Origin of the sequence: Pectobacterium betavasculorum, from assembly GCF_000749845.1 — a bacterium.
GTDB classification, from domain to species: Bacteria; Pseudomonadota; Gammaproteobacteria; order Enterobacterales; family Enterobacteriaceae; genus Pectobacterium; species Pectobacterium betavasculorum.
Window position 1 is genome coordinate 324,228 of sequence record NZ_JQHM01000002.1, and the last position, 18,076, is coordinate 342,303.

The window sequence follows — 18,076 nt, forward strand, 5'->3', positions numbered from 1 at the left end:
CCTCTCACTGGCCCGCATCTCGCGGGCCAGCTTTCCCCAGAGATCCAATGCTGCGCTTTTTTATCGAGGGCTATCCATGCCCACGCCCCCTACGCGTTATTCAAGCTGGATTTACTCCTCGCTTAACGTCACCACGTCATACATCACGCTGCCGCCTTTTAATTGCAGCGTGATGGTGTTGTTGCCATTTTTCAGGAAACTGGATGACACGGAGATACGCGCAACGTGATAGCGACCGCTCTGTAGCGCACCGCGATAGATGGCTTTATCGTTGTCGTAAGTTAGTGTCTCCAGCGTGGTGCCGTTTACCGCTACCGCAAGCTGTGGCGTGGTTGGCTCGCTCATGCCGCTATTGCTGGCTGCCGCCAGCGCGATGTTCAGGAAATAGGTTTTCTTCTCAGGTTGTAGGGCAAAACGAATATCCCATTTTCCCGGTTTGGTTTGTGCGTAATACCAGTCGCGCTGATAGTCGCTACGACCAATATCGAACGTCAGATTTGCCGGAACCTCATGTTGCCAGCGGGTATTACGTGCTTCGTTACCAAAGCGGAATTCGCTCGCCTGCCGATTGGCTTGCCCAATGGCCCAGACAACCGATTCGGCTTTAGGTAGAGCGATCACCGGCAGTACTTGCTTATCACCAGAAACGGACAGCGTTTGCTCCGCCAATATCCCCGGCTGCGTACCGCTGTTAGCGTACACCGCCAGATGGTAATTGCCCGGTCGGACATGGGGAATAGCAAAATTGCCCAGCGAGTCAGTCGTTGCCTGATACGAATAGCCGCGGGTTTGCACATCAAATAGCTCATCCAATGATGATGAAAGCACTACGGTGACTGGCTGCTGGCTGGCAACACGTCCGCTGAACTGCGTGCGATCGCGCGCATAGCGGGGATCGTCCACCCATTTATACGGCCAACTGACGGTTTCAGTCTGCGCCTGACGCTGGGCATCCGCCAGCATCTGTTCGGTATCGCCCTCGTTAATGTACAGTAGCCACGGACCATAGAATTTTTTCCAGCCCGGCGGCGCTTTCATATCCGGCGTGCCAAAGTGCGACCCCGTCATATAGTTCAGAATGATCGCATCCTGATGCACCAACAAATCCTGCTTAAGCGCATCGCCGGAGAAATACTCGCGATTGCCGTGAATCAGCCATGCACCCACACCGTTACCAAAAACGCCCCAGAAAGGCGCGGCACGCAGGTAGCCAGCGAAATCATATTTGGAATAGATGCTGCTATCCGGCAGTCGCCAAGTTTCATCCTGTACCTTTGGCGAAGCCTCAAGTTGGCTGTAGAGCAGCGGTTTGCCCTGACGAACGCCGCTGTAGAGATGGTCTAATCGCGCAGGATCGAAGCGATAAACGTTACGCAGTTCACTGACGTTAACATCCTGACTTCCGCTATTTTCAGCCACCACATAGCTGTAAAGACCGCTAACGCCGCGACGCATAATCAGGTGATATTCGAGCTTTAACAACCCTCCTCGATCGTCGATATAGGCCACATGCGCCATCTCACGATCGTTACGCAACACCTCCACGCGCTCGGGGGTGAAATCTTTGACGCCTTTAACATAGCCATTCCCGTTAGTGACATAGTAATCGAGGTAAGCGCTACGCGTTTTGCTCGGGTCACGCGCCGCACCGGACAGGTTAGTGACAATATTATTGCCGCCCGTCACCATGCTCTCCGCACTGCCATCCTCCCCGAATGTGACTTTCAGCAAGCCGTTATCCAGCACGGTATTCAAGCCCGAAACGGATAACGACACGGCGTTATCCTGCGCACTGTAGCTATAGGGTGCCAGCATGACGCCCATCAACAACAAGACAGATCGCTTCACAGTCAGCCCTCTTGTGTTCAGTCGGTTAGACAAGAATTTTCATCGCGATGGTTCAGGCCACAGCAAATGTCAGATATTAGGGGAAACACGGTGATGAGGTTCCCGCAGGGACACCTCGCGCCGTGGTAGCCCCGTGTATCTCGGTATGGCACCAAACCTTGTCGCTGAAATTAAAAATTTCCGCCATTTTAAATAGATAGGATAGAGATATCAGGAACAACATAATCGAGGAGATAAGCGCCCTCCTTCACGCTACTGCCAGCAAAAGCAAGAATCTGGCACTAGCAGAAAGAAAGCCAGGATCGACATCGCAGAAATCAAAACCGATCAGAATGACAGTTCGCGGATCAGCACGGCAGATACCACTTTCCAGCCGCGAATCAGCAGGCTTTGCGCCTCACCATCCATGACTACCGTGCCGCGCAGTACCTGCGGCTGAGCACGATAATCGGCAGGCAGACTGAGTAATACTCGATAAACTGCCTGCTCAGGATGCAGCTTGCGTTGTGAATCGCTCAGCGTGGCAATATCGCCGCCGTAAACCGAAGCGAGTTCCGGCGTGGCATTCAGATCGCGGGTCGCCGTGCTGGCAATCTCCACAATCGTGAGCGGCAGCGACGAGCGGCTGACATCCTGTAAATAAAACGTGCCTTTTCCGCCTGTACTAAGTCGCTGCCAGTCTTTTTCCGACACAAATGCTTCTACCAGCCCGCCGGTTGGCTTGGTCACCACGGCCAGCCATTCGCCCTGCCCCAGCCACTCGCCCGTTTCCAGCGGCGTCGCCATATCCGCCACCACGCCATCTATCGGCGCACGTACCGTCAACTGTTCAGACTGACGCTGCAATACCTGCAATTTTTGCAGCGCGGCTTCTTGCTCCTGCTTCACCCGTTGATGATCGCCAGCCGCTTCCTTGTTGAATACCTGAAAGGTGCTTTGCCAGTTCAGCGTAGCAATCTGGCGTTCAAGTTGTTGTCGTTCATGCGCCAACGCATCAGACGACAGCGTAAATAGCGTTTGCCCAGCATCCACAGGCTGACCAACCTGCACCTCAATGCGCTGAATCATCGCGGGTACGGGCATATACAGGCTACTTTGCTGTTCCGCCCGCAGCAGCGCCGGAGCGTATACGCTGCGCTGCCAGGGAATCATTAGCAAGAGCAGAACCACGGCGCTCACGGACAGCGTCGTCGTCATATTACGGTTCATACGATAATCCTTACGGCGTTTACTCCATTCGCGTATTTCGTTCACCACGGGCATCACCACGAAGTAGCCGATTTCAATCGCGAAAAGCAACATCCCCAGCAGCTTGAACGCCATGTGATAAACCAGAATCGCGATACCGGTAAACAGGAAGAAACGGTATATCCACACCGCAAACGCATAGCCCACCAGCGTGCGTTGCAGCCAACGCGGAAAGTGCTCAGGCGGCGCATCCCCTAGTCCGAATAGCCATTCGCGCATCTGCCAGCGGCCGATGGCAAAGCCTCTATTTTGCAGATTCGGCACCTGTAATCCGTCAGAAAGCAGGAAATAGCCGTCGAAGCGCATCAGCGGGCTGAGGTTAATCGCCAGCGTCATGATCCAGGTCGTCGTCGCCAGCATAAACGCGGCGCTACGCAGCATGCCGTCCGGTAAAAAACTCCACGCCAGCGTCGCCCACGCCGCCAGTACCAGTTCTGTCATCATGCCCGCCGCACCAATCGCCATCCGCTGCCGACGGCGAGTGAGTTTCCATGAACCGGACGTATCGGTGTACAGCACTGGCATCATCACCAGAAATGCGACACCCATGGTAGCGACCCGCGCACCAAAGCGCTTACAGGTATAAGCGTGGCCGAACTCATGCAGGATCTTGGTAAAGCACAGCGTCAGTCCCGCCAGCGCTGCGCCTTCCAGCGTGAAGAAATGCAGAAAGGTATGCTTGAACGTTTCCCACTGGCGTCCAGCGAGGAATAACCCCAGCACAGCCACCAACAGTGTCAGCTTGAGAAAAGTACGGCTGAAAAGCGGCGCGATCCACGGCAGCGTCGCGCCTAGAAAACGATCGGGATGCCATAAGGGAATACGAAAAAACAGGTAATTCTTTAGTAACTTACGCCAAATCGAGACACGTGACTGCTCCACCTGACGGGTAAACTGCGCCAGCGCGTCATCACCGGAAACGCGCGTCAGGCTGTTGGCCTGTAAGAAACGGTTGAAGTACTGCACGTCGCTGTCATCGAGCGTCAATGCAGAAGTCTGATTAACCTCGGCCACGATCTGTTCGGCATTCCCCATCGACCAGCGCGATAGCATCGCCATTTCTGCCCAGCCGATGCGAAAATAAAGACCGCGTAATGGATCTTCCAGCGTCCAGCTTGGCGATCCATCACGGTTAGCGGGCCCAGCATGCAGGATCAGTTCATCGCGCAACGGGCTGAGCCCGGCAGCAGGCAGCGTACCTCCGGCCATCGTTACACGCCCAGCCAAACGCGCAGGGACGCGAGCGGTTTACGCAGCAGATAAACGAATAACACTGTGCGTTTCCCGTATAGCTTGGCAGTGCCCTTCAGGCCTACGCGCAGCAGTGGGTCATCCTGCGTAAAACGCGCCCGCAGCCGATATGCCATCACATTATCCGGCGTCGGTGCGGCGCGATAGCCAATCTGCTCAAGCCGGGCTTCCTGTGCCGAATTTGGTGCAACATTGAGGAACAGGCGTACATCCGCACCGTTTTCCAGCGCAATGGCATCCGCCGCAGGCAATTGAATTTCTAGCTCCACGTCGTGTGGATCGGCGATCATCATGATGCGTTCCCCCACCACCACCGAACGCCCAATCCAGTCACTGGCGTCATCCAGAATCGCCACGCCGTCACGCGGGGAAACGAGCTGCATACGTTCCTGCTGACGTTGCAGAAAATCCATGTCGCTCTGCGCCTGCTCGCGGCGGCTTTGTAGCACGGCCAGACTGGCTTTACTGTTGGCATCGAACAGCGCCTGCTGCTGAGCCTGACGGTACTGGGCATCGGCAGTGGCAAAAGCCTGCCGCGCCGATTCCAGCCGGTTTTCCAGTTCGCGCACGTCCAGCCGCACCAGCGGTTGGTTAGCGCTAACCGTTTGATTGGGTCGAACCAGAATATCATCCACCACGCCCGCGACAGGGGCGCGTACCATAACCGGACGATGCGCGACGATCTCCGCCGGAGCCAGCACCGACTGGCGAACGGGGATCAATAAGATCAGCATCAGCGCGATCGCGGCGGCAAGCATCAGGCGGCGTCTGGCTGGCGGCGTTTTCGCTGGGCGACGACGCACTTTGCACAGGCTCGACCACGCATGCGCGTAGGCATCAGCCAGCTTTTCCAACAGCACGATTTCGGCAGGCAGCCACGCGCTGTCGCGTGCTAACACCAGCACCAGCGGCGCATCCCCCTGAGCGACACGCAACGGTAACCAGAGTAAAAACTCCGGCAAATGCTCCTGCCATAGAACTTGATCGTCAGCAGGCAACTCTCGGCATTGCAGCACCTGTGTTTGGCGTCCTTCCTCCTGCCACTGGCGGCACAGTCGGCTAAATTCGGTACAAAACGGCGCATTGTGATCGAGTGAGGCCAGCCCAGACGCTGCCTGCAAGCGTCGTTTGTCGCAGTCCCACAGCAGCGCCTGCCGGTACTTCACCAGATTGTGCGTTTCATTGACGATGAAAAACGCCAGTTCATCCAGCGTTTCCCGCGCTCTGGCACGGCTTTGCAACTGCAATAACTCAGCCAGCAGCGCCAGCCGGGTATCCTGCTCGGTTTGTGCTGCTGCCGTTGTATTCCGCTCGGTCATGGCGCTACGCTGCCTGCTGCGTCAGGCGGTGCAATCTGCGCGACACCGCTCATGCCAGGCAATAAGCCAGCGGTGGATTGCGTAATCCGCCCAAAGGCCTTCACCGACTGACTAACCGGATCAATTGCTGACGATAGACGGCTGATTTCCGCCGGATAGTTCAGGCCGGTTTCATCCAGCGTGACCTGAAAGGCGCTGCCCTGCTTTAACCACACTAGCCAGCGCGACGGCACGATCATTTCCAGCTCGAACGCACTGTCATCATAAATCGCCAACAGCTCCTTCCCTTCAGGCACGGATTCCCAACGCTTGACCTTGGTTTCCGTTACGCGACCAGAAAACGGGGCTTTAATCGCACAGCGTTGCAGCATCGCGCGATTGACGCCGCTCTCCGCCTGCGCCATCGACACCGACGATCGCGCTTGATCGACATCCGACAGGCTGATCGAGTTGAGCTTATCCAACCGATCGGCAATCGCCAGCTTCTTACGCGCGGCATTTTCTGCGGCGTTCGAGTAGTTCAGCTTTTCGCGCAGCACGGTGCAGTCAAACGTTACCAGCGTATCGCCCTGTTTGAAGTGTTCGCCTTCTTTCACTGCAATATCCGTCACTTTCCCAGCAATTTCGCTGGATAACACGGTGTAACGCTGTGCACTAAGCTGCACGCGAATGTCTCCTGTGGTCGCAGCCTGCCCCCACAGGGGTAGACTTAACGCACTCACCAGCAACAGCGGACGCATGATGCCGATAGCCATTAACGCGAGCCTCCCGCCTGTAGAGATTGCAGGTTATCCCACATATCCGTGTTCACCACGCGATAGGGTTTCCCTGCGTTAGCCGATGGTGTCACGGCAACGGGCGCTATGGGCTTCGTTACAGGCAAACCTGTCGTGGAAGCTGTTACGGTAGAAGCCGTCGTGGCGGCAGGCGTAGATGGTGTTGACAGGGACAAACGTGGCACCGCAACACCGCCTTTTTCAAGATTCCCCGTGGTACGGGCAATTGAGCTGCTCAGTGCGGCCAGACTGACATCGTTCACGTTATCCGGCAGCACATCCAGCCCGGCAGCCTGATATACCGCGCCCAGCGCGTTCTGCACATCGGCAAAGCTGCGGTCGCGCGCGCGGGTCGTCAGAATGGTTTCCGTACTGACGCGTACCTGCTCCATCTGCGTTTCGGCGCGATGCTGTACGCTAAGCGTGGTTTGGTTCAGGATGCCGCGCTGAATCCGCGCCAGTTCCTGATAGCGACCATACATTTGCATACTCTGCTGATATTCCTGCCAGGCGACGTTCACCTGTGTCAGCACCGCCATGCGCAGCGCCTGGCGACGAACTTCCGCCAGATCTTCATTCGCCTGTCCGGCACGTTTCACCGATGACCACGACAGCACGTTCAGCAGGTTGCCGCTGACCTGAACGCCCGCGTTCGCCCACTGGTGATTGACCAGATAGCTGTTGCTGTCACCGTTGATACCGGCAAACAATGACACGCCCGGCAGCAGACGCAGCAGTGATTTACGGGTTTCCAGTACGCTATTGCGTGCCAGATAGCTTTCTTCGCGCACTTCCGGACGTTTCACCATCGAGAAGTTTTCCAGATCGTCGAGCGAGTAGGCCATCTTCGGTGCTACCAGACTGCTTTCACTTGGTACAACCACATCGTATTTGCTCGACGGCGGCAGGTTCATCAATGCTGCCAGACGGGATTTCGCCACCACCAGATCGCTGTCGACGATTTCCAACTGGCGCACCATCTCCAGCATATTTTTCTGGAAACGCAGCGCCTCAACCGGTGCCAGCAAACGCTGCTGTTCGGTCTGACGCGCGTATTCCAGCGCCTGACGTGCTTGCGTCAGCGCAGTAGTGACTTCCGGCTGCAAGCGCTGCGCCGTAGCCGCTTCCCAATAGGCCGTCCGCACCTGACGGGTAATATCTGCCACGACGCGACGACGACGCTCTTCCGCCGCCAGCGATTTGTTCGCCTGCACTTTGGCGTTAAAATAGCTGATACCGAAGTCCAGCACATTCCAGCTCATCGTCAGATCGGCGGTGCGCATGGTCTGATCCTGGCTGGTGGACGCTTCCAGCGACTGTCGGCCCGTAGTGACCGACTCGCTGCTAGAGCCCGCCACGTTGTCGCGGGTTTGTAGCCCGGCGCGAGCGGTCAGTTTCGGTAACAGCATGTCCAGATTCTGTACGCCCAACAGATCATCTTCCATCGCCTGTTCCAGCAGCGCGACCCGCTGTTGCAGGTTATATTTCAGCGCACGGGCAATAGCCTCATCCAGCGTGATCGTACCGCGCACCGGTTCCTGATTGGCGAACATCTGTGTTCTGTCGCTCAGCGCCTGTGCAACCTGCTGTTCAACCGTTATCGGTTCAGGTTTGACGGCACAGCCTGCCAACCCCAGACAGGCGAGGGTCACCGCGATCCGTAACGCCCGGGAACCTGCGGAGCGTGGTGTAGCCTCGCGTTGAACGTTCTGCTGCTGACTGTCGTGTTGCTGGCTATCCCAGAAATGCGCTATGTGCTGATTCACCCGGGTTCTCCCCATCTTCTATTTGTCTGTTCCCTTCATCTTGCAGGCAGTGGATTGATTACCGTCTGCAAGCGCCTGGGTTAGTGGTTAAGTAATAAAATATCGTCTCGGTATTCTCTGTGGTGCGCTAGGCACGCAGGCTGCTCAACTCACTGAGCGCCGCCAGCAGTTCATCCTGTTCAGGCTGATGCTGACGCAACTGTTCGGTAAAGGCGGTTTTCCCCGCAGGCGCTAACCGTTCAACATCCCGGTTTTCAGTGGGCAGTGAAGGCGATTGCATCGCGCCACGGTCAGTAGGTATCGCTGCGCCATCGCCCTGCCCGATTTGCAGCGTGATTGGTACGATCCGGCTGGTGCCGTCTGCGGCCTGTGCTTTCAACGCCAGTTGGATCTGATTCACCTGCAATGTACTGGCATCGGTAATGCGTACTACGCCGCTGCGGGCATCAAACTGTACCCATGCCGGTAGCGGACGCCCGTTCGCCAGTTGTAGCGTCAGCGTGGCATTGCCTTCACGCACGCTGAACATGCGCTGCGGCAAGCTAAAGGCGAGCGCACCGGAGGCATCCGGCTGTAACGCGCCCTGCACGCTGCTAAACGCCGACTCCAGTGCCGTTGTCTGACCACGCACGCTCAGGAACAGGTTGGAATCAGCCGGACGCAGCGCGGCGTTATCGCGTGTAGACGCCTCAGCACGCGCAGAGAAGTTGACCTGCTCCAGCATTGGCATCAGCGATGACATGACGGGATCGAGCACCCAAGGGGCATCCGACTGGCGCGCCGTATCAACATCGCGCTGCCGCACAGGTTCAGCAGTCATGTTGGTCGGTAGCAGTTGAACGTCTGAACGAGACAGTTCGGCGACAATCGCCCCCAGCGGCGGTTCGCGCTCTCTTTCGCTCGAATCAACAGGCAGGTTTACCCCCTGCTGCACCAGAATGACCGGTGCCACTGTGGAGGTGTTATCGGGATTGGCAGGCTCCGTCGGCGTGCCAGGGTCAACCGGCGTTCCCGGATCGACTGGTGTATCGGGATCGACTGGCGTCGAGGCGGCATTGACCGTCAGCGCCACATTCAGCGCCGTCGCGTTGCCCACGCTGTCCGTGGCGGTAATCGTCAGGTCGAATGTTCCCGATACGGTCGGTTCGCCCTCGATCGTGCGCGTGGCGGCATCAAACGTCAGCCCGTTCGGTAGACCGTTGATCGATAGCGTCAGTGCGTCATTTTCCGCATCACTGAACAGGCTATCGGGCAAAGAATAAGACCAGCGGGTGCCAACCTGTGCGGCTGGTGGAGTAAACTGCTCAGCATGACCAACAGGCGGCTGATTGCTCTCTCTTAGCAACGTAACGCCGAGCGCCTGCGCGGTGGAATCGGCTTCGCCATCATTGAATACCAGCGTCAGCGACACCGCGTTTCCAGTTAAGGGAGCGCTCGTCGCCCAGTTAATCTGACGTGCCAGCGCCGTCGCATCTGCACGAGAAATAGCAGCGGTGAAGGTTACCGTGAGTTTGCCGTCCACCTGCGTGAAGGTCGCGACCGCTTGTCCTTCTTGACTAATCACGCCATTCGTCAACGTGAAGCCCTCGCCAGCGGTAAAATCGAAACGATCGCTTGCGGATGCCGTTTCTCCACGCTGTAACGTGATTGAAGCGCCCTGATAATTTCCCGTCCCGCCGTTCAGTGCATCCAGTTCTGCATCATTGAGTGTGATGGCGGGTGCAACGATGACCGCTGAACCATCAATGCGATAAATCGGCAGACGAGAGGCTTCATCCAGTGCCGTTACGCCATTGCCGAGCGCAATCAGACCACCGTCAACCGACAGCAGATGAGCAAAGCCAGCTCCGTCGTTTTTCAGCGTGTCGAGTTTTATCAACGCCTGACCATTCAACACATAGCGAGTCAGTGTGCCGTCACTTTGCGTAATGTACAGCACCCGCGCATCCGCAGAGAAAGCGATGTCACTCACCGAGCCTTCTGCTGCGACGCGAGCAAGATGGGTGAACGTTCCCGTCGCGGTATCCAGCGCAAAGGCATCGATCTGCTCTGCGCTGGCGACAAAGATGCTTCGGCCATCGGCGCTGACCGTTATCTGTTGCAGTCCAGAGAGCTGCACGGTATTACCCGTGGTATCAAGAAAGTCGCGGGTGTGCCCCAATAGTGTCGGCTCGCCGTTGTCGCCACGCGTATACACAATCAGTGATGAACCACTGCTGGTATTCGTCGTCACAAATAGCAGATTGCCGCGGCTGACCACCTCGTTGGGTTGCCATAGGTAAGGCTCACTCCACATATCCCCCTCGATCGATCCAACATAATCGAGCTTGCCTGTTGTCGTATCGCGGGTAAACCAGAGAAGGTTGTAGTTGTTGATGACATACAGCGTCTTGCCATCTTCCGACAACGTAATATTTTTTACGTCCCAGAGGTTGCCTTCGAAACGATTCGTTTCTCCCTCATTAAGCGTTTCTTTATGCTCCAGATTGCCTTCGGCATCGCGGCTAAACCAGACGATCGCGTTGCCGTCAGCACGCAGCGCATACACGCTATTCCCCTCGGCAGAAACCTGAAGCTGACTGATTCCTGTCACACCCTCTACGGCGGCAAAGGTACGCACATAGGTTAATTCGCCGCTGTTCGCATCACGCTGGAATAAAGCAATCGCGCCTTTATCATCACTGACATACACCGCCAACCCATCTGCCGTGCGGGCTGCCGCCGTCACCGTGCCCAGCCCGGTAATCGCGGTATACGCATTCACCAAACGCAATTCATCAGCTGAGAGCACCGGATCGTTCGCCACCACAGGTGTGTCGTTGACAGCGGTAATCGCCACCGACAAAGCCGTAACCTGAGATTCCAGATAACGATCGGCTAGCGTCACCGTCACCGCAACCCGTGCGGCGGGCGTATGGCTGTCACTGGAGTAGGTAATCTGACGCAGCGTGTTCTGCACATCTTCCGTGGTGGGGATCGTGCCTGCATTGCTATTGAAGCTAATCGTCAACACGCCGTCTTTATTACTGACCTGACCAATCACCACACCGTCTTTCTGAAGCGTATCACCCGATAACGTCAGGCCGTTGCCAGCATTCAGACTCAGCTTATCCTGCGCCGTTTTACCGTCACCCAACGTAATCTTCAGCGTCGCGCCGTCGTAATTGCCTTTGCCGCCGTTGAGCTTGTCCATCTGCGCATCAGACACCGTCGCATCAGGTGCCAGCACGATAGGATCGGCGCGTTCGGTATACGCCGGAGTTGTAGCCGGAACCGTGATAACTGGTGCGGTATTGGCTTCTGCCGCAGGTACCAGCGTCAGTGTAATCGCCTGCTTCAACGTGGTTTCCGGGGCGCTACCGCTATAGTTATTTTCCTTGATCATCAGGGTAACGTGGCGTTCCCCGCTGGGATCGCTGCCCAGATAGTTGTAGCCGATGCTGTCAATAATCGCAGCGGTTTCGCTGCCATTTTTCATTGAATACAGGAGGAGCGTCGCTTTACCGTCCTGCACGGTAACAGAATATTGCAATCCACCAGCTGTGTGCGGTGTACCGCTGGATTGTTCAAGCACGATCGTGCTGCCATCGACGCTGATCGTCTCATTTGCCCCTGACACATCAAACGTCAGCACCACCTGCCAGATGGTTTGTCCACTCTCAACGGTGTCGATATGCGTATCTTTAAACAGCTTAACGAACTCACCATTGCCCGGAATTTGTGGATTCAGCACCGTCGTATTCAGTACAGCCGGATCGTTTACGCCAATAAGATTAACCGTCACGTCCATCGTCGCGACGTTATTGTCGCCATCATTGATGCTGAAGGTGAAGGCCGGTGACGATCCCGCGTGTTCTGGATCCTGACTGGTATTGTGGTAGGTGATCTGGCGTAGCACATTCTGCGCATCGGCTTTTGTCACCGCCGCCGTAAAGGTCACCGTCAGTACACCATCAACCTGCATAAAGGTAGCGATCGTGGTGCCATCTTTGACGATATTGTTACCGTCCAGCGCCAAGCCGTTATCGGCCTTAAAACCAAAGGTATCTTCCGGCAGCCCACCAGCTTGTCGGCCCACCGTGATGCTCGCACCGCTATAGTTACCCGCACCGTTATTTAACGCATCTAACTGCGGATCGGACAGACGGCCTGACGGCAACAGCACCGTTGCATCAGTATCTTCGGTGTAGGCGGCACCGGCAGTACCAACATTCAGCACATGGATCCTATCGCCGCCAATCAGGTACAGCTGCTTGCCGTCTGCACTCAATTCCACGTTTTGCAGATTCGAGAAGGAAATGTTGAACGGGCTATCCCAACTGCCGCTAATCGTGTGCTTCAGCGTCAGACTGCCATCTTCGGCACGAGAAAAAACAGAAATATTCTTACCGACCACGAACAGCGCCGTGCCATCGGCAGAAACGACCAGATTGGTCGCCAGCGCCTCGCCGGAATCGCCACCGTCATCGGTGATTGGCGTTGTCTCTCTCAGCGTCAGCGCCCCATCAGCGCCTACCGTTATCGTATTGAGCGAGTAATTCCCCACATCAGCATTAATCGCATACAGCGTTTTGCCATCGGGCGACAGCGCCAGTCCGTTGATGTAATACTCGCTCGTTCCACTAATCTGGCCGACCTGAGACAACGCCCCTTGGGCATCAATGCTGAATGCGGTGACGCCGACGGTACCGCCGGAACCCGACACGAACAGGTAACGCCCGGTTGGATCAAGCACAAGACGGTTCGCCCCGATCAGATTATCGGTCTGGGAAACTGACGTCAGGCTACCGTCCGCCCCGCGCTTAAATACCAGCACGCTGCGCGCATCCGTATCGCTGTCAGATTGGGCAGCGGTGAGGTAAAGGTAATCGCCCAGAGAAACAATGTGAGAACGTACATCCAGTGAACGACCGCCCAGCGCGGCCTGATCAAGGACGCCTGCTTGCGTCAGTTCACCGTCGCTGCCAACGCTGAAAATGGTCACTGCGTTGCCTTCACTGCCTACCACATACAGGTACTGCCCATCAGCGGACAGAATCACATCTGACGCTCCGGCTAATCCTGCATTGTCCACAACGTTGTCGTTTTGCCCTGTCTCATCGTTAGAAACAGAGCGGTAGTTAAAGAAGGTCTGCGACAGGGTAAATTTTCCTTCCGCATTACGTACAAAAATACTCAGTACCGCAGATCCCCCCTCAGGTGAACTCACGACATAGAGGGTTTTACCGTCAGCAGACAGCGCGGTATCTTTTACCCCGTTCAACACATCGACATAACTATTGGAGTCATAGCCATCAAGGCTGTAATCATTCTGAAGGGCGCTCGATTCACCGCCAATCGTCGGCGTCTGTGCCAGTTCGGATTCCACTGAAAGCATAATTACATGCTCAGTGCTATTCCCCACCTCGTTACTCACGACAACCGTAATCGGGAATTTTCCCGCACCACTGATCGCCAGCGTACCGGAAATGGTTAGAGTTTCAGGATCGAAGGCTAATCCATCAGGAAGGCCGCTAACTTGCCATGTCAGCACCCCATTTTCAGGATCGCGGAACAGATTTTCTGGTAATACGGCACTATATGACCGCCCTGCTGTACCAGCCGGTGGGACGTACCCCACGTTATCCACGACCGGCGCTTTGCTCTCCACCAGCGTCAACAGCAGGCTGGTATCCTTAGCACCATCGCTAAAGGTGATATTCAGTGGAATCGATGCGCCAGCCGTATCACCCTCATTACGGTAGGTAATCTGATGCAGAACCTGATTGGCGACCGCTTTCGTAACGCTTTCGGTAAACACAATCGAGACCGCCCCCTCATTCACGTTGAAGGTAGCCATTGTCGTGCCCTGATACTGAATGTCGCTGCCGGACAACGTCAGATCGCTTCCGCTCTGGAAAGCAAAGTGGTCATTTGCCGATGCATCGCCGTTACGGCTAACGGCAATCGTCGCGCCCTTGTAGTCATCAGCGGCGTCCAGTTCCTGATCTGACAGCGTAACGCCCGTGGCAAACGATACATCCGCCGTCTGGCTATAAGATGCATTTGCCGCTGCATTGAGTACGTTAAGCCCCGCAAAGAACGTACTGACCCCGGCATAGATATTCTTACCATCCGCGCTGACGGCCAGATGGTTGACGGTGTTAACCGAGAGCTCAACGCTATTGAGGTACGTTAACGCGCCGGAATCGCTATCGCGACCAAACACCAACAGTGACTTACTGCCGAGCGCGGCGACATACAGCGCCGAACCATCTTCGGACATCGCCAATTCGCGCAGTGACAGCGCGTTCGCGGCAATATGCCCCTCGCTATACAGATCCAACGTCCCAGCGTAGGTCAGCGTTCCTGTATCCATGTCGCGGCTAAAAATGGAGAGCGTTCCCTGCGCATTTGATGACACATAGACAAAGCGGTTATCGGGGGAAATAACAATATCCTGCAACCCATTGAGGTAACGATCGTCCGTCGGAATTTCCGCGCTATTCACATCAGCAGCGATCGTGGTTTTATCGATCGTACTAACATAGCTCAGGCTACCCGTCTCCGCATCGCGCGACAGTACCGTAATGCTGTTGTTCCCCAGATTAGAGATATAGGCCGATTTACCCTCGCTGGACAGCACAATGCCGCTTGGGCCTTTCAGTGGAATGGTATCGCTACCAATCAGCGAGCCGACAAACGTCAGCGCTCCGGAAGTAATATCGCGCGAGAAGAAAGTAACGGCGTTTTTACCGGTAGCGCTATCAACTGGCGTCACACCATTAATGGTATATAGCGAGGTGCCGTCGTCGGACATCACGATCTCGGAAACCGCTGCATCCAGGCCGCTAACGCCATTCACGTCCTGTGTGGCGACGATGCCGACATAGCTCAGTTGTCCCGTCGTCGCATCGCGACTAAACTGCACCAGCGAGTAGGCGCTACCGCTACCGCCTGCCACATACACGCTGGAGCCATCTTTAGACTGTGCCAGCGTGGTGATAGTATTCAGTCCGTTAACTTCAATCTCTGGGGTGGACGGATCGTCCTGTTCGCCTTGCGTAAAGCTTTGCAGCAGCGTCAACTTGCCGGTTTCCGCATCACGAGCGTAAACGCGCAGGTAGGTCTTGCCGCCGTTGTTATTCTCCTCGCTGCCGGTTACCAGCAGGGTTTTCCCATCCTGAGAAACACCGATCGCCGAGACGCGCTCGTTGTAGTCACTGAGTTTGCCATCGTTGTAAAACAACGATGCATCAGGGGAATAGGTCGCCTCAATCGTTGGCTGTTCATTTAGAGCCAGATTGACGCTGCCGGAAATGGTCAGCGTCGACGTATCGCTCCCGTCATTGGCGGTGCCGCCGTTATCCTGCAACTCGGTTAGCGTAATGGTACGCAAGCCGCTGGCGCTGGTGCTCTCTTTGCCAGCCGAGTAGCTCATGCCGTCGACCAGCTTCATCATTGCCATGCTGCTGATGCCCTGAACGCTGCTCAGAACCAGTGAAGACTCACCTCTCAGGTCGTTATAGGTATAGCTATACTGGTAACCGCTAGCCGTGGTGCCCGCGCTGTCTTTGCTCAGGTCGATGGTCGTGCCATCCACCGTCAGGTATTCCTGATGCGGGTTGTTTAAGCCAGCAATACCAATCGACAGCCTGGTCAACGTCTGCCCGGCTTCCCCGGTATTAATCACGGTGTCTTTGAATAGCGTGACGGATGCGCCACGCGTATCCAACGTCAGGTTGCTTACACCCTGGCTAACCAGCGTTGGCGCACTGTTAACCGTCAGCAGCAACGCGACGGTTGTCACCGTGCTATTCAGCTCGCCGTCGCTCGCGGTCACCGTCAGCGCTACCGTTTCAGTAGTGCTCTGGCTTCCAACATTGCGGTAGGTAATCTGTTTCAGGACGGCATTAGCGGTTTCTTTCGTCACACCGGCGGTAAAGGTTACGCTGAGTGTGCCCTGATTCTGTGCGAAGGTGCCAATCTCTACGCCTGCTTGCAGAATTTTTCCGTCTTGCAGCGTCAGGTTGTTATCTACACTCAGGCCGAATTGATCGTCTGTGGAGGGCGTTTCACGACCGATGGTTACCACTGCGCCGTTATAGTTACCTGCGCCGTCGTTTAATACATCCAGATTGCGATCGGAAAGCGCGATATGATCGGCAAACGGTAAGTCGCCGCCATAGAGATAAGTGCGTAACGCGCTAAAACGCTGAATCGCCTCGCCTGCAACGAGAAGTGATTGCCCATCTGGCGACAGCACCATGCCACGTGTATCGCCAATATCCTTAATCTGGCCACTTTCGCTTAGTGCTCCCGTAGAGGCGTTGACGCTATAAATCTGCAATGCGCCTTCGCTGCTCAAGGCATAGAGCTGGCTACCGTCGGCGTTAAGATAGAGTGCGTTGACGCCTTCCAGAGTTTGCGTATCCGTGCGGGTCAGCGTCTTCCCTTCGCTGCCATCGCGCAGTTGATAGACGCTGATGTCGCCCTTACCAGGATCGGCGACATAGATGAACTGCTGATCCTTTGAGATCGTCAGTTGGTAATCTACTGCGCCATAACCAGCCCCAGACGTTTCCAACGTCGCGACAGAGGTTAATGTTCCGGCTTCACTCCGCTGATAAACCGACAGCGTGTGCTTTGCCCCTATCCCCATCGTGACAACATAGTTACCGCTGCTCGCCACAATGCCACTGCGATCGATCCCGCTGTCACTCACGCGCTGGAGGAACGTCAAGCTGCCCGTCGTAACGTCACGAGTAAAGACGATCATGCCGTTCAACCGCGTAGTGACATAAACCTGAGTGCCATCGCCGGAGATGGCAAGTCCGGTAATATTGCCGTTTTGCGCAGCAATCGTCTGGGTATATACCGGCAGCTCATCGCTGCCGCTGAGCCGAATTATCTGCCCGCTGTCGTCAAGGCTAAGTGCGACAATATCGCTACTACCGGTGATAGCGTATAGCGAACGGTTATCCGCACTCAGCACCACCTCTTTTACATCTTTGAGCGCACTGATATCACTCAGCGTTTGGCTCAACGTCAGTTTGCCATGCTCACCAACGGTAAAGACACCCAGCGTGCCATCGCTTCCTATGGCATAGGCTCGCTCGCCATTATTGGAATAACGGACGTCCTGTGGCGATTCCATACCGGGTACGATGATTAATTCGGCCAGTTCTGGCGCATCCGATACGGACACCACGGGCGCAACGTTGATCTTGCTGTCGATAGTGATGGTCGAGTGGATATTCAGATCGGCAGTGTCGCTCTCGTCACTCAGACTTTTCAGCGTTACCGTCACATCGCCGCCTGCCACGGTTTTATCGAGTGGCTTATAGGCAATACCATCTATCAGCTTAGCAACATCAGTAGGCGTAAATGCTTCAGCAGATGAAGCAATGCTCACTGTAATGGTTGTCGTCGCACCACTCACCGCAACGGTATAACCGTATTGTCCGTCACCCGCTGTGGTTTTCGCACCATTAACGGCTTCCAGCGTAATGTCAGTACCGTCGATGACTATTGCCTGATTCGCGCCCGTGCGGTTGACGGTAATCACCAGATTTTGCAGTTCCTGCCCGCCGTTATCCGCTGACACGCTAACGCCGCTGAACAGATCAATAGGCACAAAGCTGTCGCTGGAATCGGTGATGGTGACCGTTGCCTTAACCGGCGTGGCATCGACGCCGGGCGCGGTGTCCGTTGCCGCCACGTGCGCAGCCACATCAGCAACCGTAGCCACAGCGGCGGCATCAAACATCATGCGCGGTTCCAATACCCACGCCTGACGCGGCGTGCGCGTTAAGGCTGAACCAGATTTTGAGCGGGAAAAAGTCATCGTGTCATGTCCTGTAATGAAAGGGGCAAATCGCGTCATTCC

Annotated in this window: 6 protein-coding genes; all 6 read right to left on the bottom strand. The window is 55.8% G+C overall.

All coding sequences use genetic code 11. From position 1 onward, the window contains the following. Positions 1 to 111: 111 nt before the first annotated feature. Positions 112 to 1,848, bottom strand: coding sequence for a polysaccharide lyase family protein (locus tag KP22_RS08990; protein ID WP_039323820.1), 1,737 nt, complete (start codon positions 1,846 to 1,848; stop codon positions 112 to 114). Positions 1,849 to 2,175: 327 nt separating this feature from the next. After that, a complete protein-coding gene (locus KP22_RS08995) occupies positions 2,176 to 4,305 on the bottom strand; it encodes an HlyD family efflux transporter periplasmic adaptor subunit (protein ID WP_039323823.1) in 2,130 nt (709 codons plus the stop codon). A 2-nt stretch (positions 4,306 to 4,307) separates the two neighbouring features. Continuing rightward, on the bottom strand, positions 4,308 to 5,666 hold the full coding sequence (locus KP22_RS09000) for an efflux RND transporter periplasmic adaptor subunit (protein ID WP_039323826.1): 1,359 nt from the start codon (positions 5,664 to 5,666) through the stop codon (positions 4,308 to 4,310). Next, a complete protein-coding gene (locus KP22_RS09005) occupies positions 5,663 to 6,421 on the bottom strand; it encodes an efflux RND transporter periplasmic adaptor subunit (RefSeq protein ID WP_039303494.1) in 759 nt (252 codons plus the stop codon). Before KP22_RS09005 ends, KP22_RS09000 begins: the two co-directional genes overlap by 4 nt. Continuing rightward, positions 6,421 to 8,208 carry a TolC family protein gene (locus KP22_RS09010; protein WP_039323828.1) on the bottom strand — a complete coding sequence of 596 codons (1,788 nt, stop codon included), beginning with the start codon at positions 8,206 to 8,208 and terminating at the stop codon, positions 6,421 to 6,423. Before KP22_RS09010 ends, KP22_RS09005 begins: the two co-directional genes overlap by 1 nt. Before the next feature lie 127 nt (positions 8,209 to 8,335). Then, positions 8,336 to 18,034: a beta-propeller fold lactonase family protein gene (locus KP22_RS09015; RefSeq protein WP_039323831.1), complete on the bottom strand. Its 9,699-nt coding sequence runs from the start codon at positions 18,032 to 18,034 to the stop codon at positions 8,336 to 8,338. Positions 18,035 to 18,076 lie beyond the last annotated feature (42 nt).